Annotated in this window: 18 protein-coding genes; 8 read left to right on the top strand and 10 right to left on the bottom strand. The window is 69.5% G+C overall.

Going from position 1 to position 18,974, the window contains the following annotated elements; genetic code table 11:
* Positions 1-68: 68 nt before the first annotated feature.
* The 5 genes from VV01_RS03870 to VV01_RS03850 form a co-directional block, all read right to left on the bottom strand.
* The gene (locus VV01_RS03870) at positions 69-470 is read right to left on the bottom strand and encodes a hypothetical protein (RefSeq protein WP_050668741.1); all 402 of its coding nucleotides are present in this window, start codon (positions 468-470) and stop codon (positions 69-71) included.
* Between the two features lie 21 nt (positions 471-491).
* Positions 492-1,370, bottom strand: a complete 879-nt coding sequence (locus tag VV01_RS03865; RefSeq protein WP_050668740.1) for a carbohydrate ABC transporter permease — start codon at positions 1,368-1,370, stop codon at positions 492-494.
* Positions 1,367-2,332: a carbohydrate ABC transporter permease gene (locus tag VV01_RS03860; protein ID WP_050668739.1), complete on the bottom strand. Its 966-nt coding sequence runs from the start codon at positions 2,330-2,332 to the stop codon at positions 1,367-1,369. The genes VV01_RS03865 and VV01_RS03860 overlap by 4 nt, the downstream gene beginning before the upstream one ends.
* Positions 2,332-3,615, bottom strand: a complete 1,284-nt coding sequence (locus VV01_RS03855) for an extracellular solute-binding protein (protein WP_050668738.1) — start codon at positions 3,613-3,615, stop codon at positions 2,332-2,334. The genes VV01_RS03860 and VV01_RS03855 overlap by 1 nt, the downstream gene beginning before the upstream one ends.
* 141 nt (positions 3,616-3,756) lie before the next feature.
* Positions 3,757-4,707, bottom strand: coding sequence for a LysR family transcriptional regulator (locus tag VV01_RS03850; protein ID WP_050668737.1), 951 nt, complete (start codon positions 4,705-4,707; stop codon positions 3,757-3,759).
* 221 nt (positions 4,708-4,928) lie between these two features.
* On the opposite strand from VV01_RS03850, the gene VV01_RS03845 reads away from it, so the two are divergent.
* From VV01_RS03845 to thpD, 5 genes are all read left to right on the top strand, one after another.
* On the top strand, positions 4,929-6,641 hold the full coding sequence (locus VV01_RS03845) for a M4 family metallopeptidase (RefSeq protein ID WP_050668736.1): 1,713 nt from the start codon (positions 4,929-4,931) through the stop codon (positions 6,639-6,641).
* Between the two features lie 328 nt (positions 6,642-6,969).
* A complete protein-coding gene (gene ectA / locus VV01_RS03840) occupies positions 6,970-7,488 on the top strand; it encodes a diaminobutyrate acetyltransferase (RefSeq protein ID WP_231635143.1) in 519 nt (172 codons plus the stop codon).
* 78 nt (positions 7,489-7,566) lie between these two features.
* On the top strand, positions 7,567-8,904 hold the full coding sequence (ectB, locus tag VV01_RS03835) for a diaminobutyrate--2-oxoglutarate transaminase (RefSeq protein WP_050668735.1): 1,338 nt from the start codon (positions 7,567-7,569) through the stop codon (positions 8,902-8,904).
* Between the two features lie 45 nt (positions 8,905-8,949).
* Entirely contained in the window at positions 8,950-9,351 is a 402-nt protein-coding gene (locus VV01_RS03830) for an ectoine synthase (protein WP_050668734.1), read from the top strand.
* 92 nt (positions 9,352-9,443) lie between these two features.
* On the top strand, positions 9,444-10,340 hold the full coding sequence (gene thpD / locus VV01_RS03825) for an ectoine hydroxylase (RefSeq protein WP_050668733.1): 897 nt from the start codon (positions 9,444-9,446) through the stop codon (positions 10,338-10,340).
* Positions 10,341-10,868: 528 nt separating this feature from the next.
* On the opposite strand, the gene panD is transcribed toward thpD, so the two are convergent.
* The gene (gene panD, locus VV01_RS03820) at positions 10,869-11,327 is read right to left on the bottom strand and encodes an aspartate 1-decarboxylase (RefSeq protein WP_050668732.1); all 459 of its coding nucleotides are present in this window, start codon (positions 11,325-11,327) and stop codon (positions 10,869-10,871) included.
* A 125-nt stretch (positions 11,328-11,452) separates the two neighbouring features.
* Here panD and VV01_RS03815 point away from each other — a divergent pair, with 125 nt between their 5' ends.
* Both VV01_RS03815 and VV01_RS03810 read left to right on the top strand, forming a co-directional pair.
* On the top strand, positions 11,453-12,616 hold the full coding sequence (locus VV01_RS03815; RefSeq protein ID WP_050668731.1) for an acyl-CoA dehydrogenase family protein: 1,164 nt from the start codon (positions 11,453-11,455) through the stop codon (positions 12,614-12,616).
* 6 nt (positions 12,617-12,622) lie between these two features.
* Complete coding sequence (locus VV01_RS03810) at positions 12,623-13,696, top strand: acyl-CoA dehydrogenase family protein (RefSeq protein ID WP_050668730.1); 1,074 nt, start codon at positions 12,623-12,625, stop codon at positions 13,694-13,696.
* A gap of 108 nt (positions 13,697-13,804) precedes the next feature.
* Here VV01_RS03810 and VV01_RS03805 read toward each other — a convergent pair whose 3' ends face one another.
* From VV01_RS03805 to VV01_RS03790, 4 genes are read right to left on the bottom strand one after another with little or no spacing between them, the layout of a single operon-like run.
* On the bottom strand, positions 13,805-14,551 hold the full coding sequence (locus VV01_RS03805; RefSeq protein WP_050668729.1) for a class I SAM-dependent methyltransferase: 747 nt from the start codon (positions 14,549-14,551) through the stop codon (positions 13,805-13,807).
* 33 nt (positions 14,552-14,584) lie between these two features.
* Positions 14,585-15,583: a HEAT repeat domain-containing protein gene (locus tag VV01_RS03800; protein WP_050668728.1), complete on the bottom strand. Its 999-nt coding sequence runs from the start codon at positions 15,581-15,583 to the stop codon at positions 14,585-14,587.
* Positions 15,583-16,233 carry a HEAT repeat domain-containing protein gene (locus tag VV01_RS03795; protein ID WP_050668727.1) on the bottom strand — a complete coding sequence of 217 codons (651 nt, stop codon included), beginning with the start codon at positions 16,231-16,233 and terminating at the stop codon, positions 15,583-15,585. The genes VV01_RS03800 and VV01_RS03795 overlap by 1 nt, the downstream gene beginning before the upstream one ends.
* Before the next feature lie 60 nt (positions 16,234-16,293).
* The gene (locus VV01_RS03790; protein WP_050668726.1) at positions 16,294-17,319 is read right to left on the bottom strand and encodes an Lrp/AsnC family transcriptional regulator; all 1,026 of its coding nucleotides are present in this window, start codon (positions 17,317-17,319) and stop codon (positions 16,294-16,296) included.
* 124 nt (positions 17,320-17,443) lie between these two features.
* Between VV01_RS03790 and VV01_RS03785 the strand changes: the two genes are divergently transcribed.
* Positions 17,444-18,973, top strand: a complete 1,530-nt coding sequence (locus tag VV01_RS03785; protein ID WP_050668725.1) for an MFS transporter — start codon at positions 17,444-17,446, stop codon at positions 18,971-18,973.
* The last annotated feature ends 1 nt before the right edge of the window (position 18,974 follow it).

The following is an 18,974-nucleotide window of genomic DNA, read 5'->3' as shown; positions in this document are numbered from 1 at the left end:
CGTCCGAGGACGTGCTGCTCGCGCCTGAGGTCACCGATACATATTGGCACCCTCAGCAGACAGCCCTCTCAGGCGATCCCGGACCACGCGAACGCGGCAGCCACGGCGAGCGCCGGCGGTACGACGGACCACCACGGCACCGGCGCATCGCCGATCACCTTGCGCCGCAACGCCACTCGTACGAGCACCCAGCAGCCCCAGCCGATGAGGAACCCGAGCACGACCAGCGCAGGGACGGTCATCGCAGGCTCGGGGCTGAGGTTGACGAACGCGATGTAGCCGACCACGAAGACGCCCATGGCGAGGAACACCCGGCGCGGTGATAACAGCTCGTCACCGATCGCCACGTGCGCAGGCTGCCGCCCGTCGCCGAGCACCCGCTCGAACAGTGCGTCGCGCACGACCAGGCACAGGTGCCCGGCGAGGAGCAGCAGCAGGGCGACGAAGACGGTCAGGGACACGGCACGCATGGCGTGCAGTATGACGGAGGCCTACTTCACCGATCCCGCGGTGAGGCCGCCCACCAGGTGCTTCTCGATCAGCGCGAAGAGGACCACGACCGGGATGATCGCGATGATCGACGCGGCGAAGAGCTGGTCCCAGTGCTGCTCGTACCCCGTCACGTACGACGTCAGGCCGACCGGGAGCGGCTTCTTGTCCTCGTCGATCATCAGCGTGAGCGCGACGACGTACTCGTTCCAGGCCGCGATGAACGTGAAGATCACCGCGGTGACCAGGCCGGGCACCGTGAGAGGCAGCATCACCCGGATCAGCGTCGTGAACCGGTTGCAGCCGTCGAGGTGGGCAGCCTCCTCGACCTCCTGCGGGATCGAGGAGAAGAACCCGTGCAGGATCCACACCGCGAAGGCCAGGTTGAAGGCCGCGTTGGTGAGGATGAGCGCGCCGTAGGTGTTGACCATGTTGAGGTTGAACCACTCGCGGTAGATGCCGACGACCAGTGCGGTCGGCGAGAACATCTGGGTCACCAGCACCAGCAGCAGGAACGCCGTACGCCCGCGAAAACGGAAGCGGGCGGTGAAGTACGCCGCCGGGATCGCCACGACGATGACGAGCGCGGTCGAGGCACCGGCGACGATGAGCGAGGTCTTGAGCCAGCCGATGAAACGCTCGTCGCCGAGCACCTGCGAGAAGGTGTCCCACTGCCAGCGCCGCGGCAGCAACGAGCCCGGTGCCTGGACGATGTCGTCGCTCGGCCGGAACGCATTGAGCAGCATCACCAGGTAGGGCGCGAGGAACGCCAGCGCGACGAGCAGCCCGACGAACGGCAGCAGCACCGTGCGCGCGCTGCGCCAGCCGCGCGAGCTCGTACCGACCGGGCGGACGTCACGCACCTCGTCGAGCGCGGTCATCGCGTCTCCTCCTTCCAGCTGGTCACCTTCAGGTAGATCGCGACGACGACGAGGATCAGCAGCACGTTGAAGATGCCGGCGGCCGCTGACATGCCGACGTCCTTCTCGGCGCTCTTGAACGCCAGCTTGTACATGAACGTGATCGTCGTGTCGTGGGAGAACCCGGGGTTGCGGTCGTTGAGCGTCCAGATGATCGGGAACGAGTTGAAGACGTAGATGATGTTGAGGACCGAGGCGACCATCAGCGCCGGTCGCAGCAGCGGCAGGGTGATGCGGCGGTAGATCTGCCACGGGCTCGCCCCGTCGATACGGGCGGCCTCGTAGACGTCGCCCGGGATCGCCGCGAGCCCGGCGATGAACACGTACGCGGTGAACGGCACCGACACGAAGACGCCGACGACGATCATCGCGGGCAGGATCCAGGTGTCGCTCCCGAGGTAGTCGACCGGTGACATCCCGAGGTGGTCGCGCACCGTGTTGAGCGTGCCGTAGTAGAAGTCGTAGATCAGCACGAACGTCTTGGCCGTGATGACCAGCGACGCCGCCCAGGGCACGATCAGCGCCCACCGCACCAGCCGGCGCCCGAAGAACTCCTTGGTCAGGAACTGCGCCACGGCCAGGCTGATCAGCACGGTCAGCGCCACCACCGCGACGACCCAGATGACGGTATTGGTGAGCACCGTGCCGAGGTCGGGGTGGTCGAGCACGTGGCGGTAGTTGTCCGCGCCCGCGCCGCCGAGGCGCAGGCCGGTGACCGAGAACCGGCTCAGCGACGCCTGCACCAGCGCGATCGCGGGATAGACGACCACGCCCGCGATGAGCAGCAGCGCGGGCCCGAGCCACAGGAGGGCCGATCCGAAGGAGGCGCGCTGCCCGACCGTACGACGACGCCGTCGCGCCGGGCGGGCTGGCGCCGGGGCCGCGGCGTCCGAGGACGTCACGGCCCCGGAGGGCGTCGCCATCAGCTCGAGCTCTCCGCAGTCTTCTGCAGGGAGTCGAGGGTCTTCTTCGGGTCACCGCTCGGCCCGACGCCCGAGCCGAGGTTCTGCTGCACGGCGAGCTTGACCTTGTCCCAGGCCGGGTCGTCGGTCGGCGTGAGCTGGATGTTGGGCAGCGTGTCGAGGTAGACCTTGAGCTTGGCGTCGTTCTTGAAGTAGTCCAGGCCGGTCTTGGTCACCGGGAGGAAGCCCTCGGCCTTGATGAACTGGTTGACCTGGTCCTTGGAGTAGTAGAGGTCGTAGAAGTCCTTGACGGCCTGCTGGTTGCCGGGCTTCTTGAACGCCATCAGGTAGTCGGTCACACCGAACGTCTTGGGCGTGCCACCGTCGGCGGTCGGCATCGGTGCGACGCCGTAGTCGACCTTCTTCTCCTTGTCGAGGTCCGCGGCCAGCGGCGAGAACCCGACCACCATGCCGACGTTGCCCGACTTGAACAGGTCGAACGCCTGCTGCCGGTTGGTCTTGCCGGGGTTGTTCTGGGTGACCTTGTCGTCGACGGCGAGCTTCTTCATGAACTCCAGCGTCTTGACGTTCTTGTCGGAGTTGATGGCCCAGGTGTCGCCGTTCTTCCAGGTGCCGCCGTTGTTGAACGTCCAGATCGAGAACTCGCCCTGCGACTCCTCGGGGCCGAGCGGCAGCGCATAGCCGATGGCGCCCTTGCCGAGAGCCTTGATCTTCTTGGCGTCCGCCTCGAACTCGGCCCACGTCTTGGGCGGCGAGGCGATGCCGGCCTTCGTGAAGAGGGCCTTGTTGTAGAAGAACGCGCGCGCCGACGACAGGTCGGGCATGCCGTACATCTTGTCCTTGTAGGTGCCGCTCTTGACGAACGCCGGGAGCAGGTCGGCCTTCGCGGTGGGCGAGAGCACGTCGTCGGCGCTGTAGAGCAGGTCGTCCTTGGCATACGACGCGTACGCGTTGAGGTTGAGGATGTCCGGTGCGTTGTTGTTCTGGATCATCGTGCTCGACGTCTGGTCGATGGTGTCCCAGCTGACGATCTGGACCTCGAGCTTGTTGCCGGTCTTGGCCTCGTACTTCGTCTTGAACTGGTTCCAGAACTTCGCGGTGTTGTCCTTGGAGTACTCGGCCGCGACGAGCTTGATGGTCTTGCCACCCGAGCCGGAGCCGCCCGAGCCGGACGCGCCACCACCGGTCGCCCCCGAGTCGCCCGCGCCCGTGCCGCCCCCGCATGCGGCCAGCGCCAGAGCCGCGACGAGCCCACCGGCCACCACTGTTGTCTTCGTGTGCATCGGTCCTCCGACCTCCCTGTCCCGACGCGACCGCCGAAACGTTCTTACCCGTTCGTCGACCGTAGCGACAATCGTCACCACAGGGGCGGATGTTGCTGGTACGCGCGAGCGGGCCCTCGACGCCGTCCCGTTCGTCGTCGGTCAGACCACGGACGTCAGCGGGTGCTGCCGCTCCAGCCACGCGTCGTACGACTCGACGTGCCTGGCCTCGGCGTCGAGCCGGTCACGGATCGCGCGGGCGAGCCGGGCGCCCTGGCGCGCGAGCGGACTGCGAGCCCCGGTGAGCAGCAGGTGGCGCACCCGCACGGGACAGTCCGCGATCGGCCTGGTCACGAGCCGGTCGAAGCGCGCGGTCGGGTAGCACAGCCCCAGGCGGCTGCCGTCACGGATGAACGCCAGGGCCGCCGCACCTCGCAGCGTGTGCTCGACGTGCGGTCGGATGCCGGCGCGTGCGCAGGCCTCGGTGAAGACGTCGATCTCACGGTCCATGTCACTGGGCTCGACGACCCACCGCTGGTCAGCGAGATCGGCCACGCGCAGCTCGTCGTGCGCTGCCAGCGGGTGATGACGCGCCATCACCACGAAGACCGGCTCGACCGTGATGGTGTGCCGCTCGACGCCGGCGGGCAGGTCGACCTCCCACCCGACGAACTCGCTCACCGCGGCTGCGTGCAGCAGACCTGCACCGAGCATGTCGACGAGCGTCTGCATCCGCGTCTCGCTCTCGAGCACGACGCGGGTGGAGGGCATCGTCACGTCCAGGCACTCGGCCATCGCGATCAGCGGCGAGCCGGTACGCGCCCCGATCGTCACGACGCTCGGCGGCCCGCTGCTCTGGTCGGCGTCGGCGCACAACGTCTCGACCGCCGTCAGCACGCTCTGGGCGCGAGCGAGGACCATCTCGCCGACCGGCGTCGGGGTCATGCCGTCGGGCGATCGTTCGAACAGTCGGCTGCCGAGGGAGTCCTCGATCCGGCGCAGCTGTCGCGTCGCCGCCGGCTGCGTGGTGCTCAGCGCAGCCGCCGCACGGGACACGCTGCCCAGCTCGCCGACCGCTTGTACCAGCTTCAGGTGTCGCAGCTCGATCTCCATCGCTCTTGACCGTAGGCATGGCTGCCCGGCAGCGGGTCTTGAACTCCTTTGCCGCACACCAAGACTCCGCAAGGAAGGCATGGCCCTCTGGCATACCGGCGCGTCCACGACCCGGACACAGTGAGAGTTGCCACTGCCCCGGCCGCCTCCAGCGGCCGGACACCTCGGGGGACCAGCAGTACCGGGGTGGACAGGGCAGACACCCAGAGAGGAAACCTCATATGAGGAAGAAGCACATCGCGCTCACCGGTTCGGCGCTCATCGCGCTCGGCTCGCTCGCCTCGGCCCCGGCCCACGCGGCAGCCACCGACGACACGGCGCCGACCGACCAGGCCGCCGTGTCGTCGTACCTGAAGAACGACACCGCCGCGATCCAGGGCGCAGCCGGCGACTCCTACCAGCTGGTGCGCACCACGACGTCCAAGGACGGTGCGCAGCACGCGCGCTACCACCGCACGTTCCAGGGCCTGCCGGTCATCGGCGGCGACTTCGTCGTGCACTCCAAGTCGGGCAAGGTCCTCGGCCAGAGCGTCGCGCAGCAGGCGCCCATCGCGGTCAGCACCACGGCCACGGTCGCCGGCGCGACGGCGCGTACGACGGCCGCGGGCTCCTCGCGGTCGTACGACGTCAACGGTGCGACCACGCCGATGCTCGTCGTCGACGCCCAGGGCGCCAAGCCGGCCCTCGCGTGGATGACGGTCGTGACCGGCGTCCAGGCCGACGGCATCACGCCGAGCCACAAGGCGGTGCTCGTCGACGCCCACAGCGGCAAGACGATCCGTTCGACCGAGATGGTCACGTCGCTCATGTCGGCGACCACGTCCAAGGCCGCCATGGCGCGCAAGGGCATCCACACGTCGGCCACCCTCACGACCACGGCGCCGAGCACCCTGCGCACCGTCAGCTGGGCCTCGGTCGGCACGCCCGGCGCGGCGAAGTCGGCTGCGAAGCCCACGAAGGGTGTCGCTGCCGAGGGCACCGGCAAGTCGATCTTCCTCGGCGACGTGACGCTGTCGACGACCGAGTCCGACGGCACCTTCTCGATGACCGACCTCAACCACGGCGGCAACACCGCCTGCGACATGAACAACTCCGAGTCGGGCAGCTGTGAGGTCTTCACCGACGAGGACAACGCCTGGGGCGACGGCACCAACAACGACCGCGCCAGCGCCGCGGTCGACGTCTACGCGGGTGCGGCCTCCACGTGGGACTACTACAAGGACGCCTTCGGCCGTAACGGCATCTTCGACGACGGCAAGGGTGTGCCCTCGCGCGTCCACTACGGCAGTGGCTACGTCAACGCGTTCTGGGACGGCAGCCAGATGACGTACGGCGACGGCCAGGGCGACAACGCCCCGCTGGTCGCGATCGACGTCGCGGGCCACGAGATGTCGCACGGCGTCTCGGAGGCGCTCGCCGACCTCGGCTACTCCGGTGACGTGGGCGGCATCAACGAGGCCAACAGCGACGTCTTCGGCACGATGGTGGAGTTCAAGGAGAACAGCGCCGTCGACAAGCCGGACTTCCTGATCGGCGAGGAGATCGACATCAACGGCGATGGCACGCCGCTGCGCTACATGGACGAGCCGTCCAAGGACGGCGCGTCGCAGGACTGCTGGACCTCCGCCGGCCAGAACGAGGACCCGCACTACACCTCCGGTGTCGGCAACCACGCGTTCTTCCTGCTGGCCAACGGCAGTGGTGAGTCGGAGTTCGGCAACAGCCCGACCTGCGACAACAGCACCGTCACCGGCATCGGCCGGGACAAGGCGGCAGCGATCTGGTACAACGCGATCAAGGACTACGGCACGAGCAACATGTCGTACGCCGACCTGCGCGCCGGCATGATCAAGGCCTCCGACACGCTCTACGGCGCCGACAGCACCGAGAGCAAGACGGTCGCCGCGGCCTGGACCGCGGTCAGCGTCTCCTGACGCCAGACCACCCGCTGACGGCCCCCGGTGAGCTCGCTCGCCGGGGGCCGTTCGGCGCTCGGCGACGACCGAGGCGGATCACATCGCCGCGCCACCCGCGAGCGTTACGCCCGTGACCTGCGCCACATTTCACCGCGGCCGCCCGCCAGGCGGGACGGCCGACCGAAACAATTTCGAAATATTTTGAGCAGAGCGCGCCGATCGCAAGAATCGCCCGAGATACCGGACGAAACAGGCACTTCGTCCCGTACGCCCCGCTCGGCGTGTCGTCCCATGAATCGGCGCCGCCAGGTTGATAACTGCTGCAGAGTCGTTACGTTCATGGAGCGTGAGCAGCGCCATCCTGACGCCCATCGCCCCTTCGACCCCGAGCACGACGACCGCCTTCCGGCCGCCGACTGTGGCCGACGGCGGTGAGCTGTGGAGGATCGCCACGGACTCCAAGACGCTCGACGTCAACACGTCCTACGCCTACCTCCTGTGGGCTCGTGACTACGCCCGTACGTCGATCCTCGCCGAGGTCGACGGCTCGCCCGCTGGTTTCGTGACCGGCTACGTGCGCCCCGACGCACCGCACACGCTGATGATCTGGCAGGTCGCCGTCGACGACGCCTACCGCGGTCAGCGCATCGCCCTGCGCATGCTGCAGGCCCTCACCGACCAGGTCGGCGACGTCACCACGATGGAGACCACCATCACCGACGACAACGCCGCCTCGATCGGCCTGTTCACCCGCTTCGCGCAGGAGCGCGGTGCGTCGATCAGCCGGCACGACCTGTTCGAGTCCGCGCACTTCCCGGACGACCACGACGCCGAGCGCCTCTACCGCATCGGCCCGCTGCGCTGATCGTCCCTCGGCGAGCGCCGCTCCCGGCGTACGCCGCCCCGAACCTTGCACTGCCCGCTTCTCCGGAAGGAATGACCCATGACCACCCCTGACACCACGATCTTCGAGACACGCGAGTCGCAGGTCCGCAGCTACTGCCGCGAGTGGCCGGCCGTGTTCGACACCGCGCAGGGCGTCCACCAGTTCACCGAGGACGGCAAGCGCTACGTCGACTTCTTCTCGGGCGCCGGTGCGCTCAACTACGGGCACAACAACCCCGAGCTGAAGAAGTACCTGGTCGAGTACCTCGGCGGCGACCACGTCGTGCACTCGCTCGACACCTACACCGTGGCCAAGCGGGAGTTCCTGCAGACCTTCCAGGACCTGATCCTCACGCCGCGCAACCTCGACTACAAGGTGCAGTTCCCCGGCCCGACCGGCACCAACGCCGTCGAGACGGCGCTGAAGATCGCGCGCAAGTGCACCGGCCGCTCCGACGTCGTGAGCTTCACCAACGCCTTCCACGGCATGACGCTCGGCTCGCTCGCCGTCACCGGCAACTCGATGAAGCGCGCCGGCGCCGGCACGCCGCTCTACCACTCCAACACCGCACCGTACGACGACTACTTCGACGGCGAGACCGCCGACTTCATGTGGCTCGACCGCACCTGGAGCGACAGCGGCTCCGGCCTGGACATCCCGGCCGCCGTGATCGTCGAGACGGTCCAGGGTGAGGGCGGCCTCAAGGCCGCACGCACCGTGTGGCTGCGCGAGCTGCAGGCCCTGTGCCGCCGCCACGGCGTGCTGCTGATCGTCGACGACGTGCAGGCCGGCTGCGGTCGTACGGGTCGCTTCTTCTCCTTCGAGGAGGCCGGCCTCGAGCCCGACATCGTGTGCCTGTCCAAGTCGATCTCCGGCTACGGCCTCCCGATGTCGCTCACGCTGATGCGTCCCGAGCTGGACCAGTGGGAGCCCGGCGAGCACAACGGCACGTTCCGCGGCCACAACCCGGCGTTCGTCACCGCGACCGCCGCGCTGAAGACCTACTGGGCCGACGACGCGCTGGAGCAGAACATCGCCGCGCGCGCCGAGCAGCTGCGCGACGGCCTGCAGCGCATCATCGCCCGCACCGAGGGCGCCTCGCTGCGCGGCCGCGGCCTGCTCACCGGTGTCGCGTTCGCCGACACCGAGGTCGCCGGCAAGATCCAGGCTGCGGCGTTCGAGCGCGGCCTGCTCGTCGAGACCTCCGGCCCGAGCAGCGAGGTCGTCAAGGTCATGCCGGCCCTGACGATCACCGAGGCCGAGATGGCCGAGGGCCTGGAGATCCTGGTCGACGCCGCCAGCGCGGTCCTGCACCCGTCGGCCTCGACCAGCGCCCGCGCGATCCCGACGGTCACCGAGGACACCGAGCGCGAACCCGCGCTCGCCGCGTCCTGAACCGACCGTCGTACCCGCGAATCTTCTTGATCTGAAAGGACTTTCATGAAGGTCATCAACCTCAACGACCTCGACGGCACCGAGAACGACGTCGAGCACGGCAACTGGCGCAGCCGCCGGTTCGTGCTCGCCAAGGACGGCGTGGGCTTCTCGTTCCACGACACCCACCTCAAGGCGGGCACCGAGTCGGAGTTCTGGTACGCCAACCACGTCGAGTGCGTCTACGTGTACGCCGGCAAGGGCACGCTGCTCAACCGCGACACCGGCGAGGAGTTCCCCCTCGGCCCCGGCACGATGTACCTGCTCGACAAGCACGACAAGCACACGGTCAAGGTCGAGGAGGACATCCACTGCGCGTGCGTGTTCAACCCGCCGGTCACCGGCCGTGAGGTGCACGACGAGAACGGCGTGTACCCCCTGATCCGCGAGGAGCCTGCGGCCGTCTGATCCGGTCTGGTTCCCCTCCCCCGTGAGTCCTGTTGCCCTGCAACAGGACTCACGGCTTCTGAAAGGAAACAACTCGACACCAGGAGGACGCAGTGACCACGTTGGCATCGCCGACGGACACCTACCCCACCCGGCTCGACAGTGACGGTCGGGTCATCGACCGCCACGGCCCCGTCGTGCACGGCGGACCAGCGGACGGACCGCTGGACGCCGGCACCCTGCAGCACTTCGACGACAAGGGCTACCTGCTCATCGACCAGCTCATCAGTGACGGTGAGCTGGCGTCGATGCGTCAGGAGCTCACCCGGATATCGTCCGACCCGCAGGTGCGTGCTGACGAACGCACCGTCATCGAGGCGGCGTCGCAGGAGGTGCGCAGCATCTTCGACGTCCACCTGAGCAGTGACGTGTTCGGGGCGATCGCCCGCGACCCTCGTGTGGTCGGGCGCGCGCGGCAGATCCTCGGGTCGGACGTCTACATCCACCAGAGCCGTGTCAACGCCAAGCCGGGCTTCACGGGCAAGGACTTCTTCTGGCACTCCGACTTCGAGACCTGGCACGCCGAGGACGGCATGCCCACGCCGCGCGCGGTGAGCATCTCGATCTCGTTGACGGACAACTACTCGTTCAACGGACCGCTGATGATCATGCCCGGCTCGCACCGCCGCTACGTGTCGTGCGTCGGGCCGACGCCGGACGACAACTACAAGAGCTCGCTGGTGATGCAGGGCGCGGGGACGCCGGCGCACGAGACGCTCAGCGCGTTCGCGGGCGACTACGGCATCGACGTGCTCGAGGGGCGCGCCGGCGGAGCGATCATGTTCGACTCCAACTGCATGCACGCCTCCAACGGCAACGTCACGCCGTATCCGCGCTCCAACGTGTTCATCGTCTACAACAGCGTCGAGAACACCTGCGTCGAGCCGTACGCCGCGCCGTCGCCCCGGCCCTCGTTCCTGGGGTCGCGCGACTTCACACCCGTCGGCTGAGCCACCACGGGTCGTACGCCGCTCCGCTGGTCGAGTAGGGCCGGAACGGGTCTCGATACGGCTCGCCCTGTGGGGCTCGCCTGCTCGACCAGCGAGGTGGCGGTGTTCCTCGACCACCGGGACTGTCCAGCAGTGGAGTCCGAGAGGACTGTGCGCGTCGAGGACGGCCGGCCCTCACCGCCGGTCGAGTAGGGCCGCGCGCTCGCACCCACCGCTGGTCGAGTAGTCCGAGGCGCTAGCCGAGGACGCGATCGAGACCAGGTGACCGCGCGCACCTGGTCTCGATACGGCTCAGCGGAGCAGCGACCGGCCAGGACTGGGACGGGGAGGACCGGCTGGTCGCGCAGTCGCGCCAGCTGGCCCAGCCCCGTCAGAACTGAGTCCTGGTGATCTGACCGAGTTCGAACTGCGTCAGACCACCAGGACTCAGTTCTGACGCAGGGCTGGCGCTTACTCGACCGGCGGAGCAGCGGCTCGTCTGCTCGACCGGCGGGAGGGATTCGACCAGCCGGAGCGGTCGGCGTACGGTCAGGGGTGCAGCGTGCGGGGGCGGTGGACCGCGTCCGGGCCGTGGGCGTCCAGGCGCGGGTCGAGCAGGTCGGCGACACCGTCGGGCACGTGGGCCGGGTCGGTGCCGGCCTCGGCGATGCGGTTGTCCTCGTCGACGAACACGATGCGCGGCTGCAGGGTGCGTGCCTCGGCGTCGTCGACCACGGCGTAGCTGATGATGATGACCAGGTCGCCGGGGCTGATGAGCCGGGCGGCCGCACCGTTGATGCCGATGACGCCGGAGTCGACCGGGCCCTCGATGACGTAGGTCGTGAGGCGGTTGCCGTTGTCGATGTCGACGATGTCGATCTGCTCACCGGGCAGCAGATCAGCGGCGTCCATCAGGTCCTTGCTGACGGTCAACGAGCCGACGTAGTGCAGGTCGGCCTGCGTCACGGTGGCGCGGTGGATCTTCGACTTGAGCATCGTGCGCTGCATCGGGGGACCTCCGGAAGTCGCGGTGACAGCCGCTCAACGGTACGCGAGAGGCACCGCTCACGAGAAATGCCCGGATGGCACGATGGATGCGGTGTGATCCAGACCTCAGCGGACGGAGTGTGCACATGCAACACCGGCTCAGCCCCGACGACGCAGCCTTCCAGCAGAAGATGCGCGAGTTCTTCACGAGCAAGGTCCCGCAGGACCTGCGCGACCGGTGGGCCGCCGGGGGTGAGCCCGACCCCGACGACATCCGCACGGCACAGCGCATCCTCAACGCCGAGGGCCTGGCCGTACCCCACTGGCCCGTCGAGTACGGCGGCTCCGACTGGTCGATGCTGCAGCGGCACATCTACCTGCAGGAGATGCAGGCCGCCTCGGTCCCTCCCCCGCTGGCGTTCAACGCCAACATGGTCGGGCCGGTGATCGCGGCGTTCGGGTCGACGGAGCAGAAGGACCGGTTCCTGCCTCCGACCGCCAACCTCGACATCTGGTGGTGCCAGGGGTTCTCCGAGCCGGACGCGGGCTCGGACCTGGCGTCCCTGCGTACGACAGCCGTGCGCGACGGTGACGAGTGGGTCGTCAACGGGCAGAAGACCTGGACCACGCTCGGCCAGCACGCCGACTGGATCTTCGCGCTGGTCCGCACCGATCCTGACGCCCCCAAGAAGCAGATGGGCATCTCGTTCCTGCTGATCGAGATGTCGACGCCCGGCGTCGACATCCGTCCGATCCAGCTCATCGACGGCGGGCACGAGGTCAACGAGGTCTTCTTCGACAACGTGCGCGTGCCGGCCGACCAGCTCGTCGGCGAGGTCAACAAGGGCTGGGACTACGCCAAGTTCCTGCTCGGCAACGAGCGCGTCGGTGTCGCTCCGGTCGGCTCGATCAAGCGCAAGCTCGCCGAGGCCAAGGAGCACGCCGGCTCGGTGCAGACCGACACCGGCACGCTGCTGGACGATCCGCTGCTCGCCGCGCGCATCGCCGAGCTCGAGGCGCAGGTGATGGCGTTGGAGCTCACCGTGCTGCGCGTCGCCGCCAACTCGCGCGAGGGCAAACCCGATCCGGCGTCCTCGACCCTCAAGCTGCGCGGGTCGCAGCTGCAGCAGGACGTGCTCGAGCTGATCGTCGACATCGCCGGCCCGGCTGGTCTGGCCTGGGGCGACGACAGCTGGACGGGGCTCGCCGCACCGACCTACCTGAACTTCCGCAAGGCATCCATCTACGGCGGGTCCAACGAGGTGCAACGTCAGGTCATCTCGTCCGGGATCCTCGGGCTGAAAGGCTGAGCTGACATGGACTTCTCGATCGACTCCGAGCAGAAGGCGCTGCGCGACGCGGTGCGTGAGCTGGCGGCCCGACGCGCGCCCCAGCACGGCGAGGGCGACGTCCCCGTCGGCCCTGCCCCGCACGACCCCGACACCTGGTCGGCCCTGGCCGAGGTCGGCGCGCTCGGCCTGCCGTTCGCCGAGGACGCCGGCGGCCTCGGCGCGTCCGCTGTCGAGGTGTCTCTCGTCGCGACCGAGCTCGGCCACGCAGGCGTGCAGACGGCGTACGCCGACGCCCTGGTCGCGGGTTCCGTTCTCGCTGCAGCGAGCTCGGACCTGCTGAGCTCCCTCGTCGACGGCTCGGCGCTGGTGGTGCCGGCGCTCGCCGAGCCCGGCCGCGGGTGGTCACTGGCCTCGTCGTCGGTGCACGCATCCGGATCCGGTGACTCCTGGACGCTCACCGGCAGCAAGGGGCCGGTGCCGTACGCCGACGCGGCCACCCACCTCGTCGTACCCGCTGCCGCCGACGGTGGGCTCGCGCTCTTCCTGGTCGAGGCACCGTCGTTCGCCGACGGGATCGCGACGTTCGATGGTTCGGCTGCGACACAGCTCGTCGGGCCTGCTGACGGTGCCACTGCGCTCGCCGCCGCCGTCAACCTCGGCATCATCGCGGTGTGCTCCGAGGCGCTCGGCGCGATGGACGCCGCGTCGACGATGACGTTCGACTACCTCAAGACGCGCAAGCAGTTCGGGGTGCCGCTGATGACGTTCCAGACGCTCACCCAGCGCGCCGCCGACATGTACGTCTCGCTCGAGCTCGCCCGCAGCACAACGCTTTTCGCGGCCATGGCGATCGCCGACGACCCTGGTGACTCGGCCACCGCGTCACGCGCCAAGGTCGTCGTCGGCCAGTCCGGACGCCACATCGGGCAGGAGGCGATCCAGCTGCACGGCGGCATCGGCATGACCGCCGAGTACGCCGTCGGTCACTTCACGACGCGCCTCACCGCGATCGAGCGCACGTACGGCGACACGCGTCAGCACCTCGCGTCGTTGGCGTCGTCGTTGTCCGACCACGACCAGGTCGACGTCCTGGCCTGACCCTCCGCTCCTCCTCGCGCTGCGCTCCTATCGTCGAGAGGCGAACCGTTCACCGAAAGGCACACCACCAGGGTTTGCCTGTCGGCGATCGGTTTGCCTCTCGAGGAGTCAAGGGCGGCGGGCGACGAAGACCCACTCACGGCCCGGCCGGTCCGGCGCGTCCAGCACGTCGACAATCTCGAATCCCGTTGCGGCCAACGAGGACTCGACCTCGACCCGCGAGCGAAATCGCAACGTCGAGGTCGACGACAAGCGCTCCCCCGAGGTCAGCACGACCGTGCCACAGAACGTCACGAGCAGCGGCGTCCCAGCGCTGACAGCGTCGGGGTCGCCCGTCACGTCCAGCAGATCGAACCAGGTCTCGTCCACCCCGTCGCCCGGCGCCTCGGCGTACGACACCTCACGGGTCCACGACTCCCACGCCCGGTACGCCGGCACCCGGGTCTCGAACACCAGGTGCCCACCGGGTCGCAGTGCCGCGTACGCCGCCGCCAGCGTCTCCCGCCACGTCTCGTCCGTGACGAACACCTGCGCAACGTTGGCGGTCATGGTCGCAGCGTCGACCTGCACGGACGGCAGAGCGGTGGCGTCGCCGTGCACCCAGCGGACGCGGTCGGCGTACGGCTTGGCACGGGCGACGTCGAGCGAGGCGAGCGCAGGATCGACGGCGATCACGTCGAGACCGGCCGACGCGAGCATGCACGCGAACGTGCCTGTGCCACAACCGATGTCGAGCACCGACGACGCTCCGAGATCGTCGAGCAGAGCGGCGTACACATCCAGGTCACTGCGGTCGGGATCGAGCACGTCGTAGAGCCGGGCCAGGCGCGGGTCAGCGAAAGCGGCGTCCACCATGCTCGCCACCGTAGGCAGACACGGCACGGTGCCTCACCGGGTTTTCAGCACCCCTGCTGCTGTGGCTGCGACCGTCGGGTCGGTGTCCGTGGCCAACGACCGGAGCGCGCCGGTGGCCTCCGCGTGGTCGATCTCGGCGAGCGCCTGCGTCACGCGAAGTCGAGCGCTCGGCCGTCCGGCCTCGGCGACCGACGTCGCCGCACCGAGGAGAGCCTCGACCACACCCGCAGCGCCCAGGTCCGAACCAGCCAGCGCGCCCAGCGCCTCGGCGGCCTCGACGTCCCGGCGCCCGGACACCACCATCTGCACGAGCGGACGCAGCGCCTCGGGTCGACCGTGGAGGCCGAGCACGAGGGCGGCGGTCTCGCCCACCTGCACGTCCGCGTCGTCGAGCCCGGGCAGCAGCGTCGCGACCGACTCGTCGTCGACGAGCGAGGACAGCGCACGCACGGCCCGGCGGCGTACGACGACGTCGTCCGCCCCCAGTCCGCGCGTCAGCACTGCGAGACCGTGACCGTCAGCCCGCGCGAGCGCCCACAGCAGGGTGCCCGCGACGTTGGGGTCGTCCTCGGCGAGCAGGCGCTCGGCCAGCGCGTCGGCCGGCAGGTCGGCGTCACCGTGGGTGAGCAGCGCGTGCGTACGCCGGGCACCCGACCCCGACTCGACCGCCCGCAGCAGCCCGATCACCTGCAGCGCCGAGCCCCACGTCTCGGTCGACGTCGAGCGCAGGTGCTTCAGCCTGGCCAGCAGCTCGGTCTCGGCGTCGATGCGCTCCTGCGTCCGCGCGGCCAGGTCGTCGATCAGCCGCATCGGCGAGAAGTCGTCCTCGTCGAGCGCCCGTCCGACCTGCTCCAGGGTCAGCCCGAACGCCCGCAGGCTCTCGACGTGCAGGAGCCTGCGGACGTCGGCCTCGGCGTACTCGCGGTAGCCACCTGACGTGCGCTCGCTCGGCGTGACCAGACCGAGCCGGTCGTAGTGACGCAGCATCCGCACGCTCACCCCTGAGCGTCGGGCGACCTCGCCGATCAGCATCAGCCGCCCTCCCCCGGCGGTGGCCCGATCGCGGCGCGGGTGGCCAGGTCGAGCGCGAGCTCGAACCCACCCTCGGGGTCGTGGAACAGCCGCTCGGACGCCTCGGCGTGCGCGCGCACGACCGGGTCGTCGGACCGACCGGCGGCGTCGAGCACGGGCAGGACAAGCTCGCCGAGAGCGATCAGCGCGCGGCTCAGGCTGAGCTGGACCTCACGCCCGCCGCGTCCGAGCTCAGCGGCGAGCTGCGTTGCGAGCCAGTGCTTCTCGGCCTCCGGCGCGAGTACGACGGCTGCCCGCCACGCGGCGCGTGCCACGTCGTCATCGGTCTCGTGCAGAAGGGTCCGCACGGCAGGCCAGGCGGTCGGGTCGCCGATCTTCGACAGCGAGTGCAGCGACTGGCTGCGCGCCTGAGCGACATCGCGGCTCAGCTCGGCGACGAGCAACGGCACGGTTGCCGCGGCGGGCAGCCGGACGAGCGCCCACGTCAGCATCTCGCGCACGAAGAAGTCGGGCTCGACGGCGCTGCGGGCGACGAGCACGTCGGCGTACGTCACCTCGGGCCGCGTCCCCGCCGTCATCGCCGCCCGCAGCCGCAGCGACGGGTCGCGGTGCTCGAGCGCGCGGGCGAGCCGCAGGGTGTCCGTGGTCATTCGCTCACCTCCTGCGCTCCACCCAAGACCCTGACACAGTGTCAGGGTCAAGGCGCGCGGTCAGCGGCGCGACACGGGCAGCGCCAGACGGCCGTCCTCGAGCGCCGAGCCCGCCTGCTTGAGTGTCGTCGCGATGAGCGTCGTCTCGACGTGGCTGACGCCGGTCTGCGAGCCGAGGTCCGCTGTGACGAACCGGTACAGCTCGTCCGCCGACCGGCACACCACGTTGACGCCGAGGTTGGAGCGCCCGGTCGTCGCCCCCACGAACACCACCTGGTCGTGCCGGGCCATCGCCTCCCCGATCGCCGCGAGGTGGGCGGGCTCGACGCTCAGGCTCAGCAGCGCCGACGTGGTCATGCCGAGCCGGGGCATCACCAGGTCGACGTCGAGGTAGATCAGGCCCGCGCCGATCAGCTGGGCGAGCCGGCGGGCCACCCGTCCCTCGCTCCACCCGGTGGCGGCGGCCAACCTCGCGTACGACGCGCGCCCGTCGCTCCCCAGCACCTGGACCAACGCCTCGTCCTCAGGGCTCAGGCTGTCGAGCCGCCCGTCGTACGCCGGCTGGGCGGCGACCAGGCGAGCGGTGTCCTGGTCGCTGAGGAACCGTTCGCCGAGTCGCCAGTCGTTGGTGGTCGACGCCCGGAACACGTGCAGGTAGGCGAACGCGTCGATGCCGTGCACCTGTGCTGTCCGGGGCAGCTGGTCGAGCATCAGGGCGTTGCGGTCGGCGTCCGAGCGCGCCCGCAGCACGCAGATGACCTCGGTGCCGCCCGCAGCGATGCTCACCCATGACACGTCGTCACGCCGGGCCAGCGCCCGCGCGATCTCCAGCGTCGCGGACGGCCGGCACCGCAGGCGTACGCCCCAGGCGGTCTGGCCCATCGGCACCGGGTTGACGAGGCCGACGACCCGGATGAGCCCGGCACCGTGCAGGCGTCGGTAGCGCCGGCTGACCGTCTGCTCCGAGACGCCCAGCACCTCGGAGATCACCGCGAACGGTGCTCGTCCGGCCACCTGGAGACAGTGGATGATGCGCTCATCGAGCGCGTCGACGTGCTCGGATCGGTCGTACGAGACGGCGTCCATGGAGGAAACCTACGCGCAGCCCGACCTGGCTCGCCCAGCGCTCGTCGACCGTCGACCCTGGACACCGTCGCCGCGGCAAGGGGGCCGCGGCGGCTTCCTACCCTTCGTGACAAGGACTCGACCCGTGCGCAAGTGGCTACCGCTCCTCACGATCTGCACCGGCACGCTGATGCTGCTGGTCGACGTGACCATCGTCAACGTGGCCCTGCCCGACATGGCCTCCGGACTCGACACGACCTTCTCGGCCCTGCAGTGGGTCGTCGACATCTACGCGCTCGTGCTGGCCGCGCTGCTGATGAGCGTCGGCACGCTCGCCGACCGGCTCGGCCACCGCGGCACGTACGTCGCGGGGCTCGCGCTGTTCGCTACCTCGTCGGCCGTGTGCGGACTCGCGACGTCCTCCGGCCTGCTGATCGCCGGCCGCGGCGTACAGGGCCTCGGCGCCGCCGCGATGTTCGCGACCACGTTCGCGCTGCTGAACTCCTCCTACCAGGGCAAGGACCGCGGCACGGCGTACGGCATGTGGGGCGCCGTGTCCGGCGCGGCCGCGGCCATCGGCCCGATCGCCGGCGGCCTGCTCACCGAGCACCTCTCGTGGCGGTGGATCTTCTTCGTCAACCTGCCGTTCGCCCTGGCCGCGATCGCGCTCTGCTTCCGGGTCCTGCCCGCCGACACCGACCGCCGTCGTACGCCCACCGACGTCCTCGGGATGCTCACGTTCACGACGTTCGCCGGCACGTTGACGTACGCGCTCATCAAGGCGAACGAGGACGGCTGGGGCGCCGGTGTCGTCCTCGCGCTGCTGGCCGTGAGCGTCCTCGCGCTGCTCGCCTTCGTCGCGATCCAGGCACGGATCCCCCACCCGATGCTCGACCTGTCGCTGCTGCGCAACGGCCCGTTCGTGGGAGCGCTGGTCGCCGGATTCGTCCTGACCGCAGGCGCATTCGCCTACCTGACCTACGCGTCGATCTGGATGCAGTCGGTGCTGCACATGTCGCCCGTCGAGGCAGGCCTCGCCTCACTGCCGCTCGCGGTGACGTCGTTCGTCACGAGCGCGAGCATCGGGCGCATGCTGCACGGCTCGCGCACGTGGATCGCGATCAGCGCCGGCATCGTCCTGACCGGGGTCGGTGGCCTCGTCGTCGCGGCACAGCTCGGCGAGGGTGCCGACTGGAAGGCCCTCATGGCCGGAATGGCGATCTCCGGCGTGGGCGTCGGCCTGGCTGCTCCCACGATCAGCTCGACCGCGATGGCGTCCGTGCCCATCCAGCGCGGTGGGATGGCGGCCGGGGCCGTGAACACCGCACGCCAGCTCGGCTTCGCTCTGGGCATCGCGGCCCTCGGCAGCGTGTACGCCGCACGGATCTCCTCGACGATCACCGACCGGGGTGTGCCCCGCGCCGACGAGGTGTCGGACGCCGTGGCCGGCGGGCAGGCGGCGCAGGTCATCGCGCATGCACCGGCCGGCGTCCGGGCGTCGCTGGAGTCGGCCGTGCAGGCCGCATCCGTCGACGGACTGCGCGCCACCGCTCTCATCGCCGGGTTCCTCGGAGTGGCGGGTGGCCTGGTCGCGGCGGTGCTCGTACGACCACGCCCGGAGCCCGAGCCGCAGGCGCCACGGTCAACGGATGACGTGGAGGCGTCGCTCGCCTAGC

This window comes from Luteipulveratus halotolerans, from assembly GCF_001247745.1.
Lineage (GTDB): Bacteria > Actinomycetota > Actinomycetes > Actinomycetales > Dermatophilaceae > Luteipulveratus > Luteipulveratus halotolerans.
The sequence above is the reverse complement of the archived record's forward strand: the minus strand, read 5'-3'. Positions and strand labels throughout refer to the sequence as shown.

What these genes read in the sequence shown, in the direction of transcription:
- VV01_RS03810 (WP_050668730.1), top strand. Translation starts at nt 12,623, where the DNA reads ATGGACTTCTCGATCGACTCCGAGCAGAAGGCGCTGCGCGACGCGGTG.
- VV01_RS03790 (WP_050668726.1), bottom strand. Translation starts at nt 17,319, where the DNA reads ATGGACGCCGTCTCGTACGACCGATCCGAGCACGTCGACGCGCTCGAT.
- VV01_RS03795 (WP_050668727.1), bottom strand. Translation starts at nt 16,233, where the DNA reads ATGACCACGGACACCCTGCGGCTCGCCCGCGCGCTCGAGCACCGCGAC.
- VV01_RS03865 (WP_050668740.1), bottom strand. Translation starts at nt 1,370, where the DNA reads ATGACCGCGCTCGACGAGGTGCGTGACGTCCGCCCGGTCGGTACGAGC.
- VV01_RS03800 (WP_050668728.1), bottom strand. Translation starts at nt 15,583, where the DNA reads ATGCTGATCGGCGAGGTCGCCCGACGCTCAGGGGTGAGCGTGCGGATG.
- VV01_RS03870 (WP_050668741.1), bottom strand. Translation starts at nt 470, where the DNA reads ATGCGTGCCGTGTCCCTGACCGTCTTCGTCGCCCTGCTGCTGCTCCTC.
- panD (WP_050668732.1), bottom strand. Translation starts at nt 11,327, where the DNA reads ATGCAGCGCACGATGCTCAAGTCGAAGATCCACCGCGCCACCGTGACG.
- ectB (WP_050668735.1), top strand. Translation starts at nt 7,567, where the DNA reads ATGACCACCCCTGACACCACGATCTTCGAGACACGCGAGTCGCAGGTC.
- VV01_RS03815 (WP_050668731.1), top strand. Translation starts at nt 11,453, where the DNA reads ATGCAACACCGGCTCAGCCCCGACGACGCAGCCTTCCAGCAGAAGATG.
- VV01_RS03855 (WP_050668738.1), bottom strand. Translation starts at nt 3,615, where the DNA reads ATGCACACGAAGACAACAGTGGTGGCCGGTGGGCTCGTCGCGGCTCTG.
- VV01_RS03845 (WP_050668736.1), top strand. Translation starts at nt 4,929, where the DNA reads ATGAGGAAGAAGCACATCGCGCTCACCGGTTCGGCGCTCATCGCGCTC.
- VV01_RS03830 (WP_050668734.1), top strand. Translation starts at nt 8,950, where the DNA reads ATGAAGGTCATCAACCTCAACGACCTCGACGGCACCGAGAACGACGTC.
- VV01_RS03805 (WP_050668729.1), bottom strand. Translation starts at nt 14,551, where the DNA reads ATGGTGGACGCCGCTTTCGCTGACCCGCGCCTGGCCCGGCTCTACGAC.
- VV01_RS03850 (WP_050668737.1), bottom strand. Translation starts at nt 4,707, where the DNA reads ATGGAGATCGAGCTGCGACACCTGAAGCTGGTACAAGCGGTCGGCGAG.
- VV01_RS03860 (WP_050668739.1), bottom strand. Translation starts at nt 2,332, where the DNA reads ATGGCGACGCCCTCCGGGGCCGTGACGTCCTCGGACGCCGCGGCCCCG.